Origin of the sequence: Bacillus sp. YC2, assembly GCF_019891195.1 — a bacterium.
Lineage (GTDB): Bacteria > Bacillota > Bacilli > Bacillales > Bacillaceae > Bacillus.
In genome coordinates this window covers 456,229-479,810 of record NZ_JAHXDO010000001.1, presented here as the reverse complement: position 1 = coordinate 479,810, position 23,582 = coordinate 456,229, and the positions used below count along the sequence as shown (strand labels likewise).

Annotated in this window: 17 protein-coding genes; 12 read left to right on the top strand and 5 right to left on the bottom strand. The window is 41.1% G+C overall.

Annotation, left to right across the window (positions count from 1 at the left end):
* Window positions 1–3: 3 nt before the first annotated feature.
* Window positions 4–1,455 carry a spore germination protein GerBA gene (gerBA, locus tag KY305_RS02350; protein WP_223061187.1) on the bottom strand — a complete coding sequence of 484 codons (1,452 nt, stop codon included), beginning with the start codon at window positions 1,453–1,455 and terminating at the stop codon, window positions 4–6.
* A 217-nt stretch (window positions 1,456–1,672) separates the two neighbouring features.
* Here gerBA and manA point away from each other — a divergent pair, with 217 nt between their 5' ends.
* Both manA and KY305_RS02340 read left to right on the top strand, forming a co-directional pair.
* Window positions 1,673–2,623 carry a mannose-6-phosphate isomerase, class I gene (gene manA, locus KY305_RS02345; RefSeq protein WP_223061186.1) on the top strand — a complete coding sequence of 317 codons (951 nt, stop codon included), beginning with the start codon at window positions 1,673–1,675 and terminating at the stop codon, window positions 2,621–2,623.
* A gap of 138 nt (window positions 2,624–2,761) precedes the next feature.
* Window positions 2,762–5,407: an N-acetylglucosaminidase gene (locus KY305_RS02340; RefSeq protein ID WP_223061185.1), complete on the top strand. Its 2,646-nt coding sequence runs from the start codon at window positions 2,762–2,764 to the stop codon at window positions 5,405–5,407.
* Window positions 5,408–5,497: 90 nt separating this feature from the next.
* Here the strand turns inward: KY305_RS02340 and KY305_RS02335 are convergent, their stop codons facing one another.
* Both KY305_RS02335 and KY305_RS02330 read right to left on the bottom strand, forming a co-directional pair.
* Entirely contained in the window at window positions 5,498–6,652 is a 1,155-nt protein-coding gene (locus KY305_RS02335) for a CDP-glycerol glycerophosphotransferase family protein (RefSeq protein WP_223061184.1), read from the bottom strand.
* Between the two features lie 33 nt (window positions 6,653–6,685).
* Window positions 6,686–7,456 (bottom strand): WecB/TagA/CpsF family glycosyltransferase, encoded by a 771-nt coding sequence (locus KY305_RS02330; RefSeq protein ID WP_223061183.1) that lies wholly within the window; start codon window positions 7,454–7,456, stop codon window positions 6,686–6,688.
* Between the two features lie 353 nt (window positions 7,457–7,809).
* On the opposite strand from KY305_RS02330, the gene tagD reads away from it, so the two are divergent.
* The 5 genes from tagD to tagH all read left to right on the top strand — a co-directional run bounded on the left by tagD (window position 7,810) and on the right by tagH (window position 15,194).
* Window positions 7,810–8,199, top strand: a complete 390-nt coding sequence (tagD, locus tag KY305_RS02325; RefSeq protein WP_010790104.1) for a glycerol-3-phosphate cytidylyltransferase — start codon at window positions 7,810–7,812, stop codon at window positions 8,197–8,199.
* A gap of 166 nt (window positions 8,200–8,365) precedes the next feature.
* On the top strand, window positions 8,366–10,384 hold the full coding sequence (locus KY305_RS02320) for an alpha-glucosyltransferase N-terminal domain-containing protein (RefSeq protein ID WP_223061182.1): 2,019 nt from the start codon (window positions 8,366–8,368) through the stop codon (window positions 10,382–10,384).
* Window positions 10,385–10,435: 51 nt separating this feature from the next.
* Window positions 10,436–12,601 carry a teichoic acid poly(glycerol phosphate) polymerase gene (tagF, locus tag KY305_RS02315; protein WP_262417529.1) on the top strand — a complete coding sequence of 722 codons (2,166 nt, stop codon included), beginning with the start codon at window positions 10,436–10,438 and terminating at the stop codon, window positions 12,599–12,601.
* Window positions 12,602–12,775: 174 nt separating this feature from the next.
* Window positions 12,776–13,603 carry a teichoic acids export ABC transporter permease subunit TagG gene (gene tagG, locus KY305_RS02310; protein WP_223061180.1) on the top strand — a complete coding sequence of 276 codons (828 nt, stop codon included), beginning with the start codon at window positions 12,776–12,778 and terminating at the stop codon, window positions 13,601–13,603.
* A 19-nt stretch (window positions 13,604–13,622) separates the two neighbouring features.
* Entirely contained in the window at window positions 13,623–15,194 is a 1,572-nt protein-coding gene (tagH, locus tag KY305_RS02305) for a teichoic acids export ABC transporter ATP-binding subunit TagH (protein ID WP_223061179.1), read from the top strand.
* A 38-nt stretch (window positions 15,195–15,232) separates the two neighbouring features.
* Here the strand turns inward: tagH and galU are convergent, their stop codons facing one another.
* The gene (galU, locus tag KY305_RS02300) at window positions 15,233–16,111 is read right to left on the bottom strand and encodes a UTP--glucose-1-phosphate uridylyltransferase GalU (RefSeq protein ID WP_223061178.1); all 879 of its coding nucleotides are present in this window, start codon (window positions 16,109–16,111) and stop codon (window positions 15,233–15,235) included.
* 281 nt (window positions 16,112–16,392) lie between these two features.
* Between galU and wecB the strand changes: the two genes are divergently transcribed.
* Window positions 16,393–17,532 (top strand): non-hydrolyzing UDP-N-acetylglucosamine 2-epimerase, encoded by a 1,140-nt coding sequence (wecB, locus tag KY305_RS02295; protein WP_223061177.1) that lies wholly within the window; start codon window positions 16,393–16,395, stop codon window positions 17,530–17,532.
* A 52-nt stretch (window positions 17,533–17,584) separates the two neighbouring features.
* Here the strand turns inward: wecB and tagU are convergent, their stop codons facing one another.
* Window positions 17,585–18,505 (bottom strand): polyisoprenyl-teichoic acid--peptidoglycan teichoic acid transferase TagU, encoded by a 921-nt coding sequence (gene tagU / locus KY305_RS02290; RefSeq protein ID WP_223061176.1) that lies wholly within the window; start codon window positions 18,503–18,505, stop codon window positions 17,585–17,587.
* A gap of 177 nt (window positions 18,506–18,682) precedes the next feature.
* Between tagU and KY305_RS02285 the strand changes: the two genes are divergently transcribed.
* From KY305_RS02285 to KY305_RS02270, 4 genes are all read left to right on the top strand, one after another.
* Window positions 18,683–18,985 (top strand): hypothetical protein, encoded by a 303-nt coding sequence (locus KY305_RS02285; RefSeq protein WP_223061175.1) that lies wholly within the window; start codon window positions 18,683–18,685, stop codon window positions 18,983–18,985.
* A 21-nt stretch (window positions 18,986–19,006) separates the two neighbouring features.
* A complete protein-coding gene (locus tag KY305_RS02280) occupies window positions 19,007–21,124 on the top strand; it encodes a SpoIID/LytB domain-containing protein (protein ID WP_223061174.1) in 2,118 nt (705 codons plus the stop codon).
* Between the two features lie 25 nt (window positions 21,125–21,149).
* Window positions 21,150–22,640 carry an N-acetylmuramoyl-L-alanine amidase gene (locus tag KY305_RS02275; protein ID WP_223061173.1) on the top strand — a complete coding sequence of 497 codons (1,491 nt, stop codon included), beginning with the start codon at window positions 21,150–21,152 and terminating at the stop codon, window positions 22,638–22,640.
* Between the two features lie 260 nt (window positions 22,641–22,900).
* The gene (locus KY305_RS02270; protein WP_223061172.1) at window positions 22,901–23,560 is read left to right on the top strand and encodes a sugar transferase; all 660 of its coding nucleotides are present in this window, start codon (window positions 22,901–22,903) and stop codon (window positions 23,558–23,560) included.
* Window positions 23,561–23,582: the final 22 nt, after the last annotated feature.

Here is a 23,582-nt window from a genome sequence, read left to right as displayed (position 1 = left end):
GTATCACCTTTGTTTGATTTTATCTTTCGTCTCTTTTCTTGTCGGCCGCTTTTTGAGGAACCGTGTCGGAAGCCGGACGACCGTATCCTTCAAATCTTGGCCGGGCTGGGCCATGATCGGAATGATATAGTCCTGGCCAAAGCTTTTCAGGCGCATAATGTGCCCGACGGCGAGCAGATAGCACATAATCAGCCCGTATAATCCCAAGACGGCGGAAGAAATCATCGAGAAGATGCGAATAATCCTCAGCGGGAAATTGTATGCGTAAGACGGAGCCGTAAAAGAGGCCAAGGCAGTAATGGAAACAACGATTACCATCATCGCGCTGACGATATTTGCCTGAACGGCAGCCTGTCCGATGACAACGCCCCCAATCAAGCCGATGGTCTGCCCGATCGGCTTCGGCAGCCGGAGCCCCGCTTCTCTTATCAATTCAATCGTAAAAATCATAATAAATGCTTCAACAAAAGGCGGAAAAGGAACATTTAATCTGCTCCCGGCAATCGTGATCGCCATTCTTGTCGGCAAGAGGCCTACATGAAACGTAACAAGTGATATGTAAAGACCGGGTAAATAAATGGTAATTAAAATGCATGTATACCGAAGCAGCCTGAGCAATGAAACGGGGATCCATCTCTGATTGTAATCATCCGGAGAATGAATAAACTCATCGACAGTGGCTGGAACCAAAAGGGCAAAGGGCGTGCCGTCTACAATGATGGAAACCCGTCCTTCAAACAAAGAGCCGATGACCCGGTCGGGACGCTCGGTGCTTAAAATCGTCGGAAAAATGCTGTACGTATTGTCTTCAATAAGCTGTTCGATCGTCCCGGACTCAGGAATATGGCCAATCTCAATCGAATCCAGTCTCTTAAACACTTCTTTTACCACATCATCCGGGGCAATATCCCGAATATACGCCACCGCGATTTTCTTTTTGGTTCTTTTGCCGAGTGTGATCTCCTTGATCAGCAGGTTGGGATCTCCAGCCTGTTCCCGTAAAAGCGCGGTGTTCGTGCGAAGCTTTTCGACAAAACCTATCCTCGGCCCGCGTTCAAGCAGCTCTGAGGGCGGTTCTTCAATATCACGCATTTTAAACGTTTCTGTTTCAAAGGAAAGGGCTTCGCTGCAGCCATCGGCCAGCAGAACCGATTTTCCTGAAAAAATGTCTGTTTCAACGTCCTTTAGTGAGGAAAGCAGAGTGTGGCGATAACCGAAAGATATGGCTGAGAGCGGTTTTTCAGACCCATCCTCTTGTTTTTTCTCGGCGGCCTGCATCGGTGAAATAATATATTCAGCAAGCAATTTATTTTCTGTCAGTCCGTCTATATAAAGCAGACAGGCGCTGCATTCATCGTTTCCGAAAGTAAAGGAATAAAACATGATGTCATCATTTTGGCCGAACCGCTTTTTTAAGATCTCAAGATTGTGCTTTAGCTCAGCATCTATTGCCAAGATGGTCCCCCTCCTTTACATCAGTCATTTTAATTTGCGACAAACAAGAAGATTTATTCTGGAATAGGAAATGACTGAGCATTCGGCCCCATCTGAATGGTATAATGAGCAGGTCAGCCATTTATACATATGTTTTACCAGCGGCACTCCCTGTGTTTGTAACAGAGGCACAGCGGGAATGGGATATGAGCCGCTTTTTAAGGGGAGGGGAACGAACATGACGCAAGAGCCGATTTTTTTACAGCCTGTATGTAAAGAGAAAATCTGGGGCGGCACTTTATTACGCGAACGATTCGGATACGACATACCTTCAGACACGACCGGAGAATGCTGGGCGATTTCCGCTCATCCGAACGGATTGAGCACAGTAAAAAGCGGTCCGTATAAAGGAAAAACCCTGAACGAACTATGGGATCGGCACAGAGAATTATTTGGCGGAATCGAAGGAGACCGCTTTCCGCTTCTGACGAAAATGCTCGATGCCAAACAAGACATGTCCATCAAAGTCCACCCGGATGATTATGATGCCGAGGGACATGAAAACGGCGAAACGGGCAAGTCAGAGTGCTGGTATATCATTGATTGTAAAGAAAATGCGGAGATCATATACGGCCATACAGCCCGATCCAAAGCAGAGCTTGTTACGATGATCAACAGCGGGGATTGGGAAGGCCTGCTGCGCCGCGTGAAAATCAAACCCGGGGATTTTTATTACGTGCCGAGCGGAACCATTCACGCCATCTGCGCGGGAACGCTCGTCCTGGAAACACAGCAAAACTCAGATGCCGCTTACCGGATATATGATTACGGCCGTACGGACAGCAACGGAAGCCAGCGTGATCTTCACCTTCGTAAGGCAATCAACGCCGCAACCGTTCCTCATGTGGACGGATTTATAGATGAATCAACAGAAACCAGAAAAGGCGCCACCATCAAAACCTTTGTGCAGGGAGAATATTTTTCTGTATACAAATGGGATATCAGCGGCACGGCCGAGCTGACGCAGGATGAATCGTTTATGCTGTGCAGCGTCATAGTGGGGAGCGGAACCCTCAGTTATGAAGGAATCTCCCGCAAGCTTGAAAAAGGCGCCCATTTCATATTGCCGGATCAGATGCCGGACTTTACGATAAACGGCGAATGTACATTAATCGTCTCTCATATATAAAAACGAAAACTTAATCTCAAGAGCGGGATTAAGTTTTTTTATTTGTAAATTGGGAGCCTTCTCTCTGTAAAGTAGAGAAATCCCGCCGATAAATAAACTAGTTTGATAGATAACAATTGAATAAGAAAGAGGAGAAGAATGAAAAAGAGATTCGTTGCACCTATGTTAGTGTCCGCCGTTTTCCTTGTCTTTTGCACAATATCGCTTTCTGCAAAGGCTGTGTACAGCGACTATTCCATTTATCAATTGGAAACGAAACAGCAATTTCAAACAGAAAGCCAGGCATTGCAAGCAGCAGGCAAGCTGAAAAAGGATACGGGATGGCAGGCTGACGTTCAGACATCCGGAAATGCGCCGCTCACTTATCAAATATCAGCATCAGGCATACATAATGAAGCTGATGCAAAAACCGTAATGAATGATTTTACAAAACAGACGGGCGTGGGCGGCACCTACAGCGCAAGCGGCAGCAAACAGCCGTATGTGACCGTCACATCAGGCGTTTTATCGGACGAACAGCAGACGAAAAACCTTCTTGCCAAACTGAAGAAAGAAACGGGAGTGACCGGTGACGTCAAGCCGAGAGGGTCAAAACAGCCGTACGTACAGGTCGTGACCCGAGAGCCGGCTTCAGAAACGAATGCAAAAGCGCTGATTCAAGACCTGACAAAACAAACAGGCGTTAAAGCCGCATACCAGCCGGTCAAACAGGCACCCGCTCAGTTCCAGATTCAATCCGGGACAATCATCGGAGACCAAAGAGCTGCTCAAATCCAAACTGATTTTCAAAAACAAACAGGATTAAAAGCGTCGCTGAACATGACGGCAAAAGGCCGGTCAAATTATACCGTGACCTCCGCCGATATGAAGGACGCAAAGGGCGCGGCAGACTTAGCGAAGCAGCTGGAAAAGACAACGGGAATCAAAGGCGCCGTTCAAAAGACCACCCAAAACAAAACGGTGAACGTGTACAATGTTCAATCGGGATATTTTAACGGCATAAACGCTGTAAAAAATGCGGTCAGTCAAATCAAGACGAATACAGGCATCAGCGGCAATTACCAAAAAGCCGGCACGAAAAATAATTATACGGTCATTATGAACGGGTTGACGCCTCAGCAGCTGCAAAGCATTCAATCCTTCTTTAAAAAGAAGAAATGGCACTGTTCAGCGTCTTCGGCAAAAAAGACAGCTTCATCCTCTGTTTACCGAATCACAACTGCACAGATCACAGCTGCACAAGCCGACAAAGCGGATGCGTTTTTCCGTCAGCACGGTGTGAAAACGACAAGATCCGCAGCAGGAAAAACAACGGAGAATGAATATCAGCTGCTTTCCCAGGAAACAACCGACCAGTCAAAGATTAAAAAAGGATTAAACTTGTTAAAGGGATATAACTTGAGCGCTGCTTCAAAAACCGTGACAAAGCAGACGGGCACAGCTTTTAAAATCACAACCGAGCCTCTGCTTGATCCATTAAAAATCAATCGTTCACTGGACTTCTTCAAAGGAAAAAAGGTATCTGCCGCATCACAAAAGACTGGGGAAACGGCTTATACCCAATTCCAGATCGAAACGGCTCCCTTGCTTTTGAAGGAAGACATTGACCGTGCGTTCGCTTTTTTAAAGCAAAACAAAGCGGCCGGCACTGTGAAAGAGACGGGGAAAACCGCATATACACAATACACCATAACAACAGAGAAGATCAGCAGTAAAACCGTATTAAACAACAGTATGAAATATTTCAGCGCCAAGAAGTTACAGGCAAGCTATACGAGTAAAAGCCTTCCGATTTACGAGCTTCATATCAATAATCAATTCACAGGAAAGGATTCAGCATCTGCCGCCTCTGCAAAGCTGAAGCAGCTGTACGGCTGGACAGTGTCCATTGTGAAAATAAAAAATGGCCCGCAAATCATGAATACAAATTACAATATCTCACTTAAAGATATGGTCAAAAAGCAGATGACGGTCAGCCCGCAAACAGATGCCGAGGCTTATGCATCGCTTACGTTTATCAATACGGCCTCTAAAACAGTCACAGCTGATATTTTGAACGTCAGATCAAGCCCGGAAGTCAGTTCAGGCAATGTCATCGGCCAATTAAAAAAAGGCGATAAAGTCAACATCATCGGCCAAACAAACGGCTGGGCCAAAATCAGTATGAACTGGAGAAATGCCAGCAGTGATGAAGTCGAACACTACGTCAATCCAGACAATTACACGCTGGACAGCAAATATTACTTTCAATTTCTCAAGCTCTCTCAAACGGCTGGGCTTAATGCATCTGAAATCAATCAAAAAGTACTGGCCGATAAAGGGATTCTTACGGGGAAAGGACAAGCCTTTATTACTGCCGCCAACAAGTACAGCATAAATGAATTGTATTTGATCTCGCACGCTTTGCTTGAAACGGGCAACGGCACGTCAGAGCTTGCAAACGGCATCAAATACAATGGAAAAACCGTTTATAACATGTACGGAATCGGCGCTTATGACAGCAATCCGAACTACTACGGCGCCCAATACGCATATAATCAAGGCTGGTTCACTCCGGAAGCCGCCATTATCGGCGGTGCTGCATTTATAGGTTCATCTTACATTCATAATCCGGCCTATGAACAGGACACTCTCTACAAAATGAGGTGGTCCGCAGCTGCAGCCCACCAGTACGCCACTGACATCGGCTGGGCATATAAGCAGGTAAACCGTATGTACAGCTTATATACGCTTCTGGATGACTATACGCTTTATTATGATGTTCCTGTATATCTGAAAGGATAAAAAAAGGGCTGAAGTGATCGCTTCAGCCCTTTTTAGTATGATGTTGCACAGCCGTATAAAAAACACTCGCCGTTTGTTTCCGGCAAGTGTTCAGTCACTTTTCTTTATTTGTTTCTCCACAAATGTTAATAATTTTTCACTCGAATTTCCTTCTGAATACTTATTCCATGTATCAGAGAACTGCTTTATTTCTTTCAAATTGTAAGATCCTTTTATGATCGCCTCCAGCAGTGATTCACTGTCACGGCATGCTTTTCCGGGAATGACGGTTTCATAATGATCGATTAACCCGCGTTTTCGGTCGTATTCTTCAAGATCATACGTGAAAAAAAGGATCGGTTTATTTAAGATCGCAAATTCAAAAGGAACGGATGAGTAATCTGTAATCAATATATCAGCAGCTTTCAAAAGACCGTGCAGATTGAGATCAGACACATTTTTGATATATTCGTTTTCAGACGGGATCGTGATATGATGCTGCACGGCAGGGTGAAGCTTGACAAGCAGCACATACTCTCCGTTTAACGGGCCGGCCAGCTGCTCCTCGGTGAATGGGAGACGAACCGATTGCATATCATAATCCCTGAATGTAGGGGCATACAGTATGATTTTTTTCTGCCATTCATGTTGTAAAGCATGTTGGCTCTCATCATAATATACGTCAGTCAGAGGCACTCCTGTTTTTAATACTTGGCTGTCCTGTATTCCGAATGACTTTTTAAAGATGTCAGTCATTGCATCGGAACCGGCGGTGACAAAATCAAATGAACTGTATACCTTTTTAAATCGTTTGATGTCTGATTGAGTCCGGCCTTGATTTGTCACATCCTCCAAACCAAACTTTTTCAACGAACCGTTCGCATGCCAAACTTGAATACACTTGGTCTGCGGCCGGCCGTTTAATACGCTTGTCAGAAGAAAGTAATTATCAGTGATCACAAATTTGCTCTTAAATAGGAGAGAAACAGCCTTCCAAAGGTGAAGCGGATTTTTCTCATTAAGATAAAATGAGGGAATCCCCGAGAGCTCATTCTTTAAACTGACGGCATGTCTGGTATAAAGAACCGTTACATCATAGGAAAGTGATGCAGCGTGCGTCTTGTAAGAACGAATGACAGCCTGTGCATTTTCCTCAAAAGAAACCAAAAGCGTGACCCGATTCCCGGGTTTTATCCATTTGAACAAGACGCCGAGAACAGATAGATATATAGAATATAAAGTGGCGAATAAAGATCGCAAGTTCATAGATTACCAATCTCTTTTGCTGTTATATTTTGTTTAAAGCTGTTTTGTCTGATCTTCAGCCTGTTCGGGGTAAAGGCTTTTATTTGATTTATTATCTCTCAGAACGGTGAAAGCATACTTCGGAATGTTCAGCATCCTTTTCCATCTCCAAGGATTCATAACAAGTCTGTAAAACCACTCTAAATTTGTTTTGATCATCCATTTAGGCGCTCTTTTTACCGTTCCGCTGAATACATCAAAGCTTCCGCCCAAACCGATTGCTACAGCCTGTGGAAAGAGATGCTTGTATTCATAAATAAAATGTTCCTGATGCGGATACCCTAAAGCGACAAACACAATATCAGGTTTCGCCCTGGAAATCTGTTTGGCGACAAAACGCTTATCCGCGGCATAGCCGTCACTGTATCCGACGACATCAATCTGGGGATATTCTTTGCCGATCCGGTTCAAAACCGCTTCCAGCACTTCCTGTTTTGCGCCGTATAAAAATATTTTTTTAGACTGCTGGTTTGCGAGACCGAGCAGTGAGATAAAAACATCAAATCCCGCAATCCTTGATTTTAGCGGGTGCTGGGTCAAACGCGACATTAACACGACGCCAATACCATCCGGCAGGACGAAATCCGCCGATGAAATGACGTTATGATAACCTTTATCTTTAGCCGCTGCATATCCGATTTCCGGGTTGACCGTCGCAATGACGGCTCCTTGATTTTGTGCGATATAATAAGTGTCTAAATATGAAATAAACTCCTGTAAATTTCCATTAACATAAGAAAGGTTGTGCACCATTTCAGTCTGCATCTGTTTCGCCCTCCTTTTATACGGGATTTTCCCAAGTTCAGTAATTAAGGCTAAGCTTTATTTTAACATAGAACCTTCAGCTAAACTTAACAATCATTTTACAAAATTATAAATAAGATAACATTTTTTAAATCATACGCCGCAAAACCCTGCTAAACTCCTAGTAAAACAAGATTTGTTAATAAGTGGAACCTGCGTGATCTTTACATAAGCTTAACCTTTTCAGGGCTATGTGATATAATTAGGTTCCATGAGTACGAAATTGGCACTTTAGTGATTAAGGATACAGCTGCGCCGCTATGACGGGCAGTTACTTGTTATACGTATGAATACAGAAAGGAGCTTTTGTTTTCATGAAGAAGGTCATAACTTACGGAACTTTTGATTTACTGCATTGGGGTCATATTAAACTGCTTGAACGCGCAAAGCAGCTTGGAGATTACCTGGTCGTTGCAATTTCAACTGACGAGTTCAATCTTCAAAAACAGAAAAAAGCATACCACAGCTATGAACACAGAAAGTTGATTCTGGAAACCATCCGTTATGTAGACGAGGTTATTCCTGAGAACAGCTGGGATCAAAAAGTACGGGATGTAGCAGATCATAACATCGATGTGTTCGTTATGGGAGACGATTGGGAAGGCAAATTTGATTTCCTTAAAGATCAATGCGAAGTCGTCTATCTTCCAAGAACTGAAGGCATCTCTACTACACAGATTAAAAAAGAAATTGCCGGAGTGTAATACGGAAGTTTTATTACATTGATTGAATAACCTGTTCAAAGTACTTCTTATTTATGGATAAGAAGTACTTTTTGATGCTTAAATTGGTTTTGTTTTTTGATTCTGCGGGAAAGATGTTATTTTGCAGTGTTTTATTAAATTCCAAATGGTGAAAGGGAGAAAAAATTTGTCCAATCAGCCTATTAACTACAATAATGAGCTTCCCGATATGATGTATTATTTTATCTCAGGCGGACTGCCGGACAATTACGGCGGCCTGACCAAATCACTATTATTGCGTTCTAAACTTTTCGGAGAGGAAAGTCAAAAGAAAACAGCCTTTCTTACGTTTAAATATGATTTAGAATTTGCGAGAAAAAAAAATGAATTGTTTGAAAAGGGAAAAGCTGACTCAGAGTATACTCAAGTCATCAATTTGTTTGATGATTTTTTAAGTGAAAAGACAAAAGGCAAACGCGTCTATTCTGAAAAAATAGAACTGGATGAAATAAAAAGACATGTCGGCAAGGGGAAAGTAAGTAAAGCATTCTCCAAGTTGTTCGGCAAATCAGCAAATGAATATGTTCTGACTTACTACTCAGACGGCGCTGCGGTACGATATGTTGACTATCTGAATGATGAAAAACTAGTGACAAAAAGAGAAGAGTACAATAAAGCAGGCATTCTTGCCGTTGTTTCTTATTATGATACTAAAATTAATCAAATCTACCTTCAGGAATATATAAACAACGAAAATAAGGTTTATTTGGAAAAACACTATATGTGGGACAGCCAAAATGAAGAAGTTCAATTCACCCATTTCACATGGTACACAGAAGAAGATACGCTGACATTTAAAGATGAGTCTGAGATGCGCCGGTATTGGATAGAGAGCCTTCAAAATGAAAATGATCAGCCGAAACTATTTCTTGTAGACAGCAGACCTCAGGATAAACATGTCTTTAAAGTGAAAAAGGCGCCATCTTCCTATTATGCGGCGATCATTCACAATAAACATTATGGTGATAATAAATATCAAATTAAGGGCCGTTATAAAGAAGTTTTCAGCCAGATGAATAATCTCGATGCCGTATTTTTCATTACCGAGGAGCAAATTGAAGATTTCACTTTGATTTCAGGAGAGCGGGAGACATTCTTCTTTACGCCGCATACCATTAACAAACCGCTGGATGAAGAAGTTTTAAACGTTCCTAGTGAAAAAAATAAAGCTGTTATTATCTCAAGACTTGCTGCAATGAAAAATCTGACGCACGCCGTAAAAGCGTTCAAACTTGTCGTTAATGAAATTCCTGATGCTCGATTAGAAATATTCGGGTCAGGCGAAGATTTGGGGAAAATCAAAAATGAAATTAAAGCCCAGAATCTTCAGGGAAATGTATTCCTGAAGGGATACACGAACAATCCGGATTATGAGTTTCAAAAAGCTTGGCTGACAATTTCAACCTCTCATTTTGAAGGTTTCGGCCTATCTAATATGGAAGCATTGAGCAACGGATGCCCGGTAGTGACTTACGATTACGATTACGGGGCCAGAAGTCTGGTGGAAGACGGAGTAAACGGCTATGTGATCGAGCAATATAATATTGAGAAATTAGCTGAAGCCATCATTTCTTTAATGAAAGATGAAAGCACTCATAGCAGATTTTCACAGCAAGCATTTAAAATGGCGGAAAAATACTCTAAACCGAATTATATAAAAAACTGGTCAAAAGCTCTTTCCAGAATGATTGAAGTCAGAAAAGAAAAAGAACAGCTTGCCAAAAGAATCGGTTCGAAGGAGCAGCCTATTACATCCTTCAAAAAAGATGACTCCGGCTTAGCGATCAGCGTTTTATTGTCCGGCCAAGATGAAACGATTCAAAAGGTTAACCTGCTGGGGATAGATCGAAAAAACAAAGCTGAAATCATTTCCGTTTCTTCGGGTCAAATGAGTCAGCAGTTTATCATCCATCCTGACAAAGATGTAAAAATGGAAAAAATCGAGGCTAACCAAACTTCGGTTCTTGACTTTTATATACAGTTTACAACTGCTGATCATATCCAGAACCTCAAAAGGATATCCAGCAGCGAAGTCAAGTTCGATAAAAAGGATCAATTCGAGAATGATGGCTATATGTTTGAACCTTATACGACTGTGAAAGGTAATTTCTCTATCAAATTGACAAAAAAGGATCACATTGATTAAAGATAAATCAGCTAAGTGAAGAGCTTTGATACAGAGGAGCAGAAAAAAGGTATGGATGAAAATACTGTGATTAAATGTATTTTGAAAAGCTTAAAAAATAATGTGGGTAACTTGGTGCTCTCCATTTCACTTGAAAACGAAGAACTATTGTCTGAGGAAGTGAAATACTATTTAAAATTGAGAGAGCGGCGATCAGGAACAGAGGACCTCGTTTTATTAGAGAAAAAGGGCCCTGTCCAATATCAAGCCTCAATTAATATTCATTCGTTTCCTGAACCTTTAGAAATGGGACAAACCTATGATTTTTATGTTGTATTTGGTGAACAGGCGGAGGAGGCTGAAGAACAGCCGAAACAAGTGCGTTTAGCCATTGATGCAGAAGCTATTGAACGTGCTTACCATCTCGATCATACCACTGAGCTTTTGATTTTGCCTTACACAACGGATAAAGGGAATTTCTCTTTAAAGATAAAAAGAGAAGCAAAAGTTGTGAAGTTTGATCAAATCCAATTGAATGCGGAAGAAATCAATATAACTGGATATGCGGGTTACCTTAGTTCAGAAAACCAACTATCAGTAAAAAATCTTCATTTCGTAATTAAAAAAGGCGGAGAAACTCCCGTTGAAGAACGTTTTCCTATTCATATGACTAAGAAAACGGAAAACTTGGAACAGTTGCGGGAGGATGCTTTTATACCTGAAATTTTTGATTTTCAAGTGACAATCCCATTAAAAGATATTCCATATTCTTCGGAAATCCGGTTTGTCTACCGCATGTTTATGGAATTTCATTGTGAAAATGAGGAAGCTGAGAGTATTGTCCTTAACAGTACTCCCCTGGTGCTGGGGGACAGGAAAAATAAACTGAAAGGCCTTATAAATATCGTGAACACTGAAAACGGGCCTGTCAGATATGAAGTATATAAAAAGAGGAAAAAACAGACGGTTTGCATACGCGTAAACGACTATAGCCTGAAAACGAGAGTGAGATATTTTATAAAAGGGAAAAAGAAGCGTTTCGTTTCTAAAATGAAAAAATTGAAAAAACGCAGAAATTCCCTTATTACAAAAGGGTATAAAGCCGTTTTCAGAATGGCCAGCAAAATGCCTGTTAAGAGCAAAACCATTATTTTTGAAAGCTTTAATGGCAAACAATACAGCTGTAACCCAAGAGCCATTTATGAATACATGCAAATCAATCATCCTGAATATAAGATGTACTGGAGCGTAAATAAACAGTACGCGGCGCCTTTTAAAGAAAAAGACATTCCATATATAAACAGGCTTTCAATCAAATGGCTGTTTGCTATGGCTCGTGCAGAGTATTGGGTTGTCAACAGCCGTCTGCCCTTGTGGATTCCGAAGCCTGAACATACCACATACCTTCAAACATGGCACGGTACGCCATTAAAAAGGCTTGCAATGGATATGGAAGAAGTTCATATGCCAGGAACAAATACAAAAAGGTATAAAAAGAATTTTATTAAAGAAGCATCAAACTGGGATTATTTAATCTCGCCGAATGCTTATTCGTCTGAAATATTTGCCCGTGCATTCCAATTTGAGAAAACGATGATTGAGTCCGGTTATCCGAGAAATGACTTTCTGCATAATGACAATAATGATAAGACGATAACTGAGATAAAAAGAAGATTGAACCTTCCTGAAGACAAAAAAATTATTCTGTATGCACCAACATGGAGGGATGATCAGTTTTATGCAAAAGGACGCTACAAATTTGATCTTGATTTAGATTTGCATAAACTGAGACAACAGCTTGGAGATGAATATCTGGTTATTCTGAGAATGCATTATCTTGTGGCAGAGAATTTTGATTTAGGTCCATTTGAAGGTTTTGCTTACGATTTCTCCGCACATGAAGACATTCGCGAACTGTATATGATATCAGATTTGTTAATTACAGATTACTCGTCTGTATTTTTCGATTTTGCAAATCTGAAGCGTCCGATGTTATTTTTCGTACCGGATATTGAAACGTATCGGGACAAACTCAGAGGTTTCTACTTTGATTTCGAAAAAGACGCACCTGGGCCGTTAGTGAAAACAACAGAGGAAACAATTGAGGCAATCAAACATATTTCTTCACCGGATTATCAGCATCCTGTTTCATTCGAACCTTTTTATAATAAGTTCTGTTATTTAGAATCAGGACGTTCTTCTGAAAAGGTCGTGAAGATTGTGTTTGAGTCTGAATAATAAAAAAACCCCTTTGTATCAAGGGGTTTTTCTATTAGCGCTGCGTATAGTTTTGGTTTTCCAAGCTTTCTCTTAACAGCATTTGCATGCGGCTGGAAAGTGAAAAAAAACTTGTTTTCTGTTACAATTATCAGCGATGCTTTATAAAATCAATTCAATCTAAGGAAGATTAAAATGAATGCTGTAGTGAAAATACTAAAAGAGCAAGTAACATCATTTCCTTTAATACTGCGATTAGCGGCTTACGAAACAAAGTCTAAATATCAAATGAATTATTTGGGTGTTTTATGGCAGTTTTTAAATCCTCTTATTCAAATGCTTGCCTATTGGTTTGTTTTTGGATTGGGGATCAGAAAAGGAGGGCCGATGGCTACCGGTGCCGGCGAAGTACCTTTTATTCTTTGGATGCTTGCCGGGCTAATCCCATGGTTTTTTATAAGCCCGACAATACTAGACGGATCAAATAGTGTATTCAAACGGATTAAAATGGTTGCTAAGATGAATTTTCCGATCAGTTCTTTGCCGTCTGTTGCTATTGCCTCTAACTTGTTCAGTTATGCAATCATGATGGTAATATATATCATTGCATTGCTTGCCAACGGAATTTATCCGAGCCTTCACTGGCTGCAATATATTTATTATTTTGTGTGTTTAATGGCCTTCTTATTTTCATTCAGCTTGTTCAATTCGACTATAAGCGTGCTGATTAGAGACTATCAGTTTCTGCTTCAAGCAGTGACAAGGCTTTTATTTTTCTTGCTGCCGATCTTTTGGGATATTCACTCGAAGCTTGGTGCAAATCACCCAGAACTGGTGCCTGTCTTGAAGCTGAACCCGCTCTTCTATATTATTGATGGATTCAGGAACAGTTTCTTAGATGGTCAGTGGTTTTTCCAAGATGTAAAATACACACTGTATTTCTGGGTGTTTACATTGTTTTTATTAACAGTAGGTTCTATTTTGCACATGAAATTCAGAGATAAGTTTATTGACTTTCTTTAATACGTAAGGAGATTGTACGATGAAACTAAAGGTTTCGTTTCGAAATGTTTCAAAGCAGTATCATCTGTATGAAAAACAATCGGACAAGATCAAAGGATTGTTTTTCCCAGCTAAAGATAATGGTTTTTTCGCTGTGCGCAATGTCTCCTTTGACGTGTATGAAGGAGAGACAATCGGCTTTGTGGGGATTAACGGGTCGGGTAAATCGACGATGTCAAATTTGCTTGCAAAAGTGATCCCGCCGACAACCGGTGAAATCGAAATGAATGGCCAGCCGTCGCTGATTGCGATTTCAGCCGGTTTAAATAATGCTTTAACGGGCCGGGATAACATCAGGCTTAAGTGTTTAATGATGGGGCTGACCAATAAAGAGATCGATGACATGTATGACAGCATCGTTGAGTTTGCTGAAATTGGCGATTTTATTAATCAGCCGGTCAAAAACTATTCGAGCGGTATGAAGTCCCGCCTCGGTTTTGCAATCTCAGTCCATATAGATCCCGATATTCTAATTATTGACGAAGCGCTATCTGTAGGAGACCAGACATTTTATCAGAAATGCGTTGACCGGATTCAGGAATTTAAGGAACAGGGGAAAACGATTTTCTTTGTCAGCCATTCCATCGGCCAGATTGAAAAAATGTGTGATCGTGTGGCTTGGATGCACTACGGTGAATTGAGAATGTTTGATGATACCAAGACCGTAGTCAAGGAGTACAAATCATTTATTGATTGGTTTAATAAGCTTTCCAAAAAAGAAAAAGAAACATATAAAAAAGAGCAGGTTGCTGAACGTAAAAAAGAATCACCTGAGCAGCAGGCTATTGTCCGTGATCAAAAGAAAAAGAATAAACCCAGATCAGCAGTTAATGCTATTCAAATTGCAATTTTATCAATCCTGCTTGTGTTTATGGCCGGAACGATGTTTTTTAGCGCTCCGCTCCGCACAATTGCTTCCTTTGGAAAGATTGGATATCAAGATGATGTCAATAATGGCAAAGGCCAATTGGAACGCCAAGTAAAGGTGAATAAAATAGGTTACATTTTAGAGGATCAGACACAGGTTTATAAAGATCAGCGGATGAAAGATAAGGCAGGCGTCTTGCTTCCGTTTGGTTCTGAGATTAAAGTGAATTCCGAAGGCAAACATGTTGCTAAGATTAGCGTAAACGATAATTCGTATTATATTCATAAAGACGCAGCTGCTGATGACGTCAAGAATACAAAATTAAAGACATCTGTTTTGGCGCCGTATGTTAAGCAATCACCTTCTTCCGCTGAACATCTGGTATCACTTTTGGGAGAAAGCGAAAATCGTTTACAGAAGGAAATAAAGGGGCTGCATGAGGAAACAGCCAATGGCCAAAAAACCTTATATTTCAATAATGGGCAAATCAGTTATGTGATAGAAGACGGTAAGGCAGACCAGCTTATTTTCAGAGGGATTTCAACGATTACGCCGGCTTCTTTATCTTTAAGTGATCAAGATGTATTAAAGGGCAGCAGTAAGCAGCAATTTATTACCGGAACTGATAAAACTGTTTTCATAATCAACAATGACAACAAAACATTAACGTGCAGATTAAAATAAAAAAAGCTATTGGATTTTAAATCCAATAGCTTTTTGTGTTATACTTCCCCTTTTTTCAAAAGGTCTTCCATAAAAGGAATTAAATGATGACGCAGCTCATTATCTTGCATTGCAAATTCTAATGTAGTTGTAATAAAACCGAGTTTTTCACCTACATCATATCTCTTGCCTTCAAAGTCATATGCAAATACTCGTTGGATTTCATTCAGCTTTTGAATAGCGTCAGTAAGCTGGATTTCTCCTCCGGCGCCAATTTGCTGTTCTTCCAAATACATAAAGATTTCAGGTGTGAACACATAGCGGCCTAAAATCGCCAAGTTAGAAGGAGCAGTTCCTTGTGCAGGCTTTTCGACAAAGTTTTTCACCTGATAGCGGCGTCCTTCACTTGTCAGCGGATCAATAATGCCGTAACGATGGGTTTCTTCTTCAGGCACTTGCTGAACGCCGATAATGGAAGAAAGGGTTTTGTCGTATTCATCCATCAGCTGACGAAGTCCCGGTGTTTCTGCCTGAACGATGTCGTCTCCCAGAAGAACGGCAAATGGCTCGTCACCGATAAAATTGCGTGCACACCAAACGGCATGTCCGAGGCCTTTTGGCTCTTTTTGACGGATATAATGAATATCTGCCAGGTTAGAGGCTTTTTGAACTTTTTCCAAAAGCTCTTTTTTTCCTTTTTCCTCTAAATTTCTCTCAAGCTCCGGTGAGTAGTCAAAATGATCTTCGATTGCTCTCTTGCTTTTTCCTGTAACAATGATAATGTCTTCAATACCGGCTTCCACCGCTTCTTCAATGATATATTGAATGGTTGGCTTGTCTACAATAGGAAGCATCTCTTTCGGCATAGCTTTTGTTGCCGGCAGAAAGCGTGTTCCCAAACCTGCAGCGGGGATTATGGCTTTGCGTACTTTTTTCACTTTAAAGCACCTTCCTTAACGTCACTTTATTTATAGGGTTATTATACCAATACAGACTTAGGTTTGCTGATATATTCTGTATACCCGATATTTCATTTTCAACACTTTTAATGATATAAGATAAACCATTATTAAACAAGTTTTATCCGAAAAGCTCTAATGATATATCCTTTTTCATTTAGGGTAAAATGATACGAGATATTTAACCATTGGGGCATATCATGTAAAATGGGTTGATAAAGAAGTGATACAATTTGAAACTAGATACAGGAGAAAAACACATGAAAAAACTTAAAGTCATGACAGTCTTCGGGACTAGACCTGAAGCGATAAAAATGGCACCGCTTGTTCTCGAATTGAGAAAGTACCAGGAAATTGAATCATATGTTACAGTGACTGCCCAGCACAGACAAATGCTGGATCAAGTCCTTCACGCTTTTCAAATCAAGCCTGACTTTGATTTGAATATTATGAAAGAGCGCCAGACGCTTGCAGAAATCACCTCTAATGCCCTTGTAAAGCTGGACAGGCTGTTTAAGGAAATCAAACCAGATATTGTGCTCGTTCACGGTGACACCACCACGACTTTTGCGGGAAGCCTTGCAGCATTTTATCATCAGATTGCCGTTGGTCATGTTGAGGCCGGGCTTCGGACAGGAAACAAATATTCTCCATTCCCTGAAGAACTGAACCGCCAAATGACAGGAGCAATCGCCGATCTGCATTTTGCGCCGACTGAACAAGCGAAGCAAAACTTATTAAATGAGAATAAAAAAACGGATTCCATTTTCGTTACCGGAAACACAGCGATTGATGCATTACGCACAACGGTTCACACCGATTATTCGCACCGGATTATTGAAAAAATCGGTGCTGACAAAATGATTTTACTGACGGCACACCGCCGGGAGAATCTCGGCCAGCCTATGGAAAATATGTTTAAAGCCATCCGTCGGATTGCTGATGAGTTCAATGATGTACAGGTCGTTTATCCGGTTCACCTAAACCCGGCCGTACGTGAAGCGGCTCAGAAGCATTTCGGTGACTCGGATCGGGTTCACTTAATTGAGCCTTTAGAAGTGATTGACTTCCATAACTTTGCGTCAAGATCCCATTTCATTTTGACTGATTCCGGAGGGGTTCAGGAGGAAGCGCCGTCTCTAGGTAAACCTGTTCTCGTATTACGTGATACTACTGAGAGGCCTGAAGGAGTTGAAGCTGGAACGCTGAAACTAGCGGGGACCGATGAAGAAACGATTTATCAGCTTACAAAACAGCTGTTAACTGACAAACAAGAATACGAAAAAATGTCGCGAGCATCTAACCCTTATGGCGACGGCATGGCGTCAAGAAGAATTGCTGAGGGATTGCTGTATCAATTCGGCTTCCGTTCAGAACATCCTGATTCTTTTGAGGCATAATAAAGAAGCAGCTTCGCATTAAGCTATGTGAAGCTGCTTTTTCTGTAACGCTTTAGAGGTTAAGACTGCTTTTCAATTCTCTTGTAATAGAGGCCAGTTCACCTTCATCAGCTTTATAATAGTAAATTCCGTTTATTTTGGTGCCGCCGCCCTTCAGCTCGTGCTGAATCACTTTCTTACGGGCGCCTTTATAGCCAGATTGAATATCCCACATATCATCAAAAGTCAAATTGGTTTTTACATTGTTCTCTACTACTTTAAACATATTTCCGAACTTAGTGACTGAAGAGATATTTGCTCCTTTGTTAATGATGCCTTCTATAATTTGCCGCTGCCTGTCTTGGCGGCCGAAGTCACCTCTCGGATCCTCTTTTCTCATTCGTGAGTAGGCGAGCGCTTCATCGCCGTTTAACGAGATCTTTCCTTTGCCAAAGGAGTAACCGTCATAGCTGAAGGCAAATGTGCTGTTTACCGTAATGCCTCCCAGTGTATCAACAACATCTTTAAAACTTTCCATATTCACTTTAATGAAATAATCAACAGGGACATTTAAGAAATTTTCAACAGTATCAACCGCCATCTGTGTGCCGCCAAATGCGTATGAATGGTTGATTTTGTCCATTGTGCCTTTGCCAATTATTTTTGTATATGTATCACGCGGAATACTGACCATCTCCGTCGTATTTGTCTTAGGATTGACTGTAAGATAAATGAGCGAGTCAGCCCGGCCTTTATCATTTTTACGCTCATCTACACCCATGATTAAGACAGAGAACGGATCATTTTTGTTAATGTTCACCTCAGTGCTCCGCTTTTTCGATTTGTTAATGTCTTCGTGGATGCTTGCGACGGTCGAGGCCGCTTTGTGCCATAGATAGTATGTAAAGCCGCCGGATACTAAAATGAAAACGCCGATGATTGTCAGAAAGACCAATAACAAAGCCTTTTTCTTTTTTCTTCGTTTACTTCTCATTCATTACACCCCATCTGTTTTTAGTTGCAAATTGGACTGCCAGTAAATACAAATTTTTATAATAGAATACAATAAATCCTAATATAGTCGAATAATATCGAAAAAAGTTTCATTGTTTCTTAATTTTTCTTTAAAATAAATAATATGTTGTCGATACTCCATAATGAGGTGAAAAAAATGAAAAAAATATTTGGATGTTTGTTCTTTATACTGCTTCTTGCCGGATGCGGAGTTAATAACGAAAAATCCCAAGGCGAAGATGCAGCTGAGAAGCTAGTGACAAAAGAGGGCACTTATGTAGGGCTGGCGGATACTCATACAATTGAAGTCACTGTTGATAACGAGCCTGTCAGTTTTGATATTACTGATGAATCATCAAAAGATATTAAAGATTTGAATAATGGCGACAAAGTGACTGTAAAGTATCAAAAAAATAGTAAAGGGCAGCTTTTGCTGAAGGATATTGAACAGACCAATTAAGAATAGGGGGAACCTGTAATTTTGAAATCTTGCAAACAATTAATAGGACTGACTCTTGCTGTGACTTTATTGCTTATACCGACGGTTTCCTTTGCGGCTGATTCGGAAATATCAGTTAAGCTGACAAATTACATAGGAAATCAATCAAGTATCTCTTTATCTCCAACGGGGGCATATCAAGTTACCGGAGATCACGTAGCTGTTACCGACCGTTTTTCGGGTGCATCACGATATGAGACGGCAGCTCTGGCATCTGACTCGCAATGGACGAATCCTAAAACAGTCATTCTCGTTAACCGTGATATTTTTATTGATGCATTACCCGTGATTCCTTTAGCAAAAAAATTGGATGCGCCGGTGTTATTTACACAGCCGGACACCTTAACAAAAACGACAGAAAAGCAGATTGCTAAGTTTAATCCCGATAATATTCTGGTCATTGGCGGTGCGAAGAGCATTTCAAAGGACGTTGAAAGCAAGCTTAAATCTTATGCATCTGTGAAAAGAATCAGCGGGAAAAATCGTTATGCATTATCTGAAAACATCGCAAAACAAATGGGTAATTATAATAAAGCAATTGTTGTAACAGGCAAAGTCTTTCAAGATGCTTTAGCCATTGCACCCTACGCGGCGGCTAACGGCTACCCGATATTGCTGACAGAAAAAGATAAGCTGCCAGATTATGATTTGCCAAAGCAAGTACTGATTATCGGAAGTTCATTCAGTGTGAGTGATGCTGTAGAAAATCAAATTAAAAAAACTTCAACTGTGCAGAGAATACCGGGTTCTACAAGGTATGAATTGACTGCTAATATCATTAACCAGTTAAAGTTGAAGGCTGATAAAGTCATAATGACTAACGGGACTAAGTACGCGGACGTCTTGGTTGGGGCTTCTCTCGCCGCCAAAAAAGGCAGTCAAATATTATATATAAAACAAGATGATGTTCCTTCAGCAGCAAAATCAGTAACAAAAGAGAAGGCTTCATACGCATACGACTTTATCGGAAGTACAAGCTCTATTTCTGCCGGTGTTGAAAATGAGCTTTCAAACCATTTTTACCTGGCCGGCGGGAGCACCTATGATTTACAAATCAATAATGGAAAACTAAATCTGAAAAATATTAAAACATACGGGAATTCTCTCAGAATAAAACCAGAAACATACAGCGAATCCAACCGAATCAGCCTGAATGGTAAAGAGTATCTCGGAACGGTTAACTTTTCAATAGAGTCGGGCAAGTATATCAGGCCTGTAAATGAGAACATTCCATTTGAAGATTATCTAAAAGGAGTCGTACCTAATGAAATGCCTGCGAGCTGGCCGCTTGAAGCACTGAAGGCACAGACTGTTGCGGCAAGAACATACTCCATTGCGAAGACCGGCAGCACCGTGGCCGATACAACTGCCTTTCAAGTGTACGGCGGTTACAGCTGGAATGCTGCAACCAATAAAGCCGTTCAAGACACAAAGAATAAAGTTCTGACCTATAGCGGAAATTTAATTACAGCTGCTTATTCTTCCAGTAATGGCGGTTATACAGAAGCCAGTGATGAAGTTTGGGGATCCGGCGTTCCTTATTTATCCGCAAAAAAAGACACAAAAGATCCTCAAACAAGCTGGACACTTACTCTATCTAAACAGCAAATCAGCTCTGATACCGTTGATTTAAATAAGCCGCAGTCTTGGTTCGTATCAAAGACTGAGACGAATGCAGCTCAACTGAATGGCATCAAAAACTGGCTGTTAAAGAATAAGGAAACAAGCGCGTCCGCAATTAAAATTGTGAAAATAGAAGATTTAAAATTCAGCGGAACAACCAAAGGACAGCGCGCTAAAACGGCGTCTTTAAAAGTGAGTTATGTTGCGAAAAATAATAACGGAAATTATGAGATTAATAAAACGTCAACAATGACCGTGCCGGTTACTGAGCTGAGAACAATGATCGGAGCCTCAACATTTAAAAGCACTTATGTAAGTGTCAGCCAATCTGGTTCCGCTTTTACAATAAACGGAAAAGGTTACGGACACGGAATCGGATTGAGCCAATATGGCGCTAAGGCAAGAGCTGAATCAGGAGATTCATATAGTGCCATTTTGAAATTTTACTATCCCGGCACAACATTGACTAACTATTAATTCAATGAGAGTAGGAGGAAGGCAATTGCGTTCTTATCTTAAAGTCCTGGTGATCTCTATGTTAGGACTGATCTTATTTATCCCGTCAGCATTAGCTGATAACGCGGTCAAAAGAGTAGGGGGGAGCAACAGGTACGGCACTGCTGCTGCACTTTCCAAGCAGGTGTATTCAACAGCCGGTACGGCGGTTGTAGTCGGGGGAGGATCGTATGCAGATGCTATTTCTGCCGCACCGCTGGCTTATCAAAAAAATGCCCCGCTGCTTTATACGAATAAAGATAATCTGTCACCGGAGACGAAAACACGTCTGAAAGAATTAAAAACAAAAACGGTAATTATTGTCGGCGGAACTCCCGCTGTATCAGCAAATACGGCAAATCAAATGAAAGCGTTGGGAATCAGTATTAAGCGGATTTCCGGAAGTAACCGTTATGATACGGCTGCTAAAGTAGCAAAAGAAATGCCGGCTGCATCAAAAGCTGTAATTGTAAACGGATTTTTATATGCGGATGCAATAGCTGTGATTCCATATGCCGCAATGAACGGCTACCCCATTTTGTTTACTAATCAAACAGACATAAACAGTGCGACAACAGGAGCTATTAAAAATAAAGGAATCAAAAGTTCAATTGTTGCCGGGGGAACAGGAAGCATTAGCGCTTCTGTCTATAATAAGCTTCCTTCTCCAAAAAGAATCAGCGGAAGTAACAGATATGAACTTGCTGCAAACCTTGTTCAGCAGTTAAATCTGCCTACAGGCAATGTATTTGTCAGTAATGGATTCGGATATGCAGACTCTATTGCCGGTGCAGCTTTGGCTTCAAAGAAAAAGCAATCAATAATCCTTACAAATGGCAGCAATCTTTCAAAAGAGACACGGGTAATTATAGGCAGAAAAAAATTGAGCAACTTTACCATTATAGGGAATACTCCGGCTGTCAGCTCAAATGTGGCAAACCAGCTGAAAAACCCAGCAGCGGGAAAAACGATTTTGATTGATGCGGGCCATGGAGATCAAGATTCCGGTGCGATAGGCAATGGAATCTTGGAAAAAGACGTGAACCTGGATATCGCTAAGAGACTCAATTCGAAGCTAAATGCATCTGGTGCTTTGCCGGTCATGACAAGATCAAATGATACATTTTATTCCTTGCAGGAGAGGGTAAATAAAGGCGCAACAGCCGGAGCAGATTTATTTATCAGTATCCACGGCAATGCAAATGATGCGGCTTCTCCAAATGGAACAGAGACATACTATGATGAAACGTATCAAGCTGCTGCAAGCAAGCGTTTAGCAGAACAGATTCAGCCTAAGGTGGTCAATGCTTTAGGCACAAGAAACAGAGGGGTTAAAACAGCTCCTTTCTATGTCATCAAATATTCTAAAATGCCTAGTGTGCTAGTAGAGACTGCCTTTATTACAAACCCGTCTGATGCGGGTAAATTAAAGCAAGCAGCTTATAAGGACAAGGCAGCTAAAGCAATAAATGATGGAGCAGTCTCTTATTATAAATAAAAAACTTTATATGTTTTTGTCCGAAGCCTGCCGATCAACATGATCGGCAGGCTTTTTTCTGAACCTGAAACCCACTTGGATTTGGTTTTTTCCATTATAGTAACTGCCCTTTATGGATATGAATAGATTTACAATAAAAAAACAAAAATCAAAACATTCTAACAAACATTAACATCGCCTTTACTTCCAATTAACATCCATCTGCTAAACTCACTGGCATAGGTCATCAAACATCCCAACAAATCGTGAGGTGTGTGTCAGTGGGAGCAGAGAAAAGCATGAATGTGAATGATGAGTATTTACTGCGGCAAGGCAATACCATTGCTGTAACGGAAAGAACGGCCCGTTATTTGGCTATTAAGCGATTCATGGACATTTTGTTTGCGCTGACGGGGCTTTTGGCTGCGCTGCCGATCATGGCGCTGTTCTCCATATTGATCTGTCTGGAGTCGCCCGGCCCGGCTTTTTATAAGCAGGAGCGCGTCGGAAAAAACGGGAGGCCGTTTCATTTGTATAAGCTCCGTTCTATGAAAATAGATGCTGAAAAATCGGGGGCGGTGTGGGCGCTGAAAAAAGATCCCCGTGTGACAAAGGTCGGCGCTTTTATCAGGAGGACGCGTATTGATGAGCTGCCGCAGCTGTTGAATGTCTTACGGGGAGAAATGAGCCTGATCGGCCCGCGTCCAGAACGGCCTGTTTTTACAAAGCAGTTTCAGGCTGAGATTCCGGGGTTTACAGAGCGGCTTGCCGTTAAGCCGGGATTAAGCGGCTGGGCTCAGGTCAACGGGGGATATGACATGACACCAAGGGAAAAGCTGATGTTTGACTTATATTATATCCGCAACCTGACCTTTTCATTGGAAGTGAAAATTATGATCAAAACATGCAAAGTGATCTGGACTGGTGACGGGGCAAGATAGAAAAATCATGTCAGCAGACAAA

Bases quoted from the DNA above. Each gene is read 5' to 3' on its own strand.
- KY305_RS02330 (WP_223061183.1), bottom strand. From the start codon at position 7,456: ATGCAGACTGAAATGGTGCACAACCTTTCTTATGTTAATGGAAATTTA.
- manA (WP_223061186.1), top strand. From the start codon at position 1,673: ATGACGCAAGAGCCGATTTTTTTACAGCCTGTATGTAAAGAGAAAATC.
- KY305_RS02335 (WP_223061184.1), bottom strand. From the start codon at position 6,652: ATGAACTTGCGATCTTTATTCGCCACTTTATATTCTATATATCTATCT.
- tagF (WP_262417529.1), top strand. From the start codon at position 10,436: ATGGATGAAAATACTGTGATTAAATGTATTTTGAAAAGCTTAAAAAAT.
- KY305_RS02285 (WP_223061175.1), top strand. From the start codon at position 18,683: ATGAAAAAAATATTTGGATGTTTGTTCTTTATACTGCTTCTTGCCGGA.
- wecB (WP_223061177.1), top strand. From the start codon at position 16,393: ATGAAAAAACTTAAAGTCATGACAGTCTTCGGGACTAGACCTGAAGCG.
- tagH (WP_223061179.1), top strand. From the start codon at position 13,623: ATGAAACTAAAGGTTTCGTTTCGAAATGTTTCAAAGCAGTATCATCTG.
- KY305_RS02340 (WP_223061185.1), top strand. From the start codon at position 2,762: ATGAAAAAGAGATTCGTTGCACCTATGTTAGTGTCCGCCGTTTTCCTT.
- tagU (WP_223061176.1), bottom strand. From the start codon at position 18,505: ATGAGAAGTAAACGAAGAAAAAAGAAAAAGGCTTTGTTATTGGTCTTT.
- tagD (WP_010790104.1), top strand. From the start codon at position 7,810: ATGAAGAAGGTCATAACTTACGGAACTTTTGATTTACTGCATTGGGGT.
- tagG (WP_223061180.1), top strand. From the start codon at position 12,776: ATGAATGCTGTAGTGAAAATACTAAAAGAGCAAGTAACATCATTTCCT.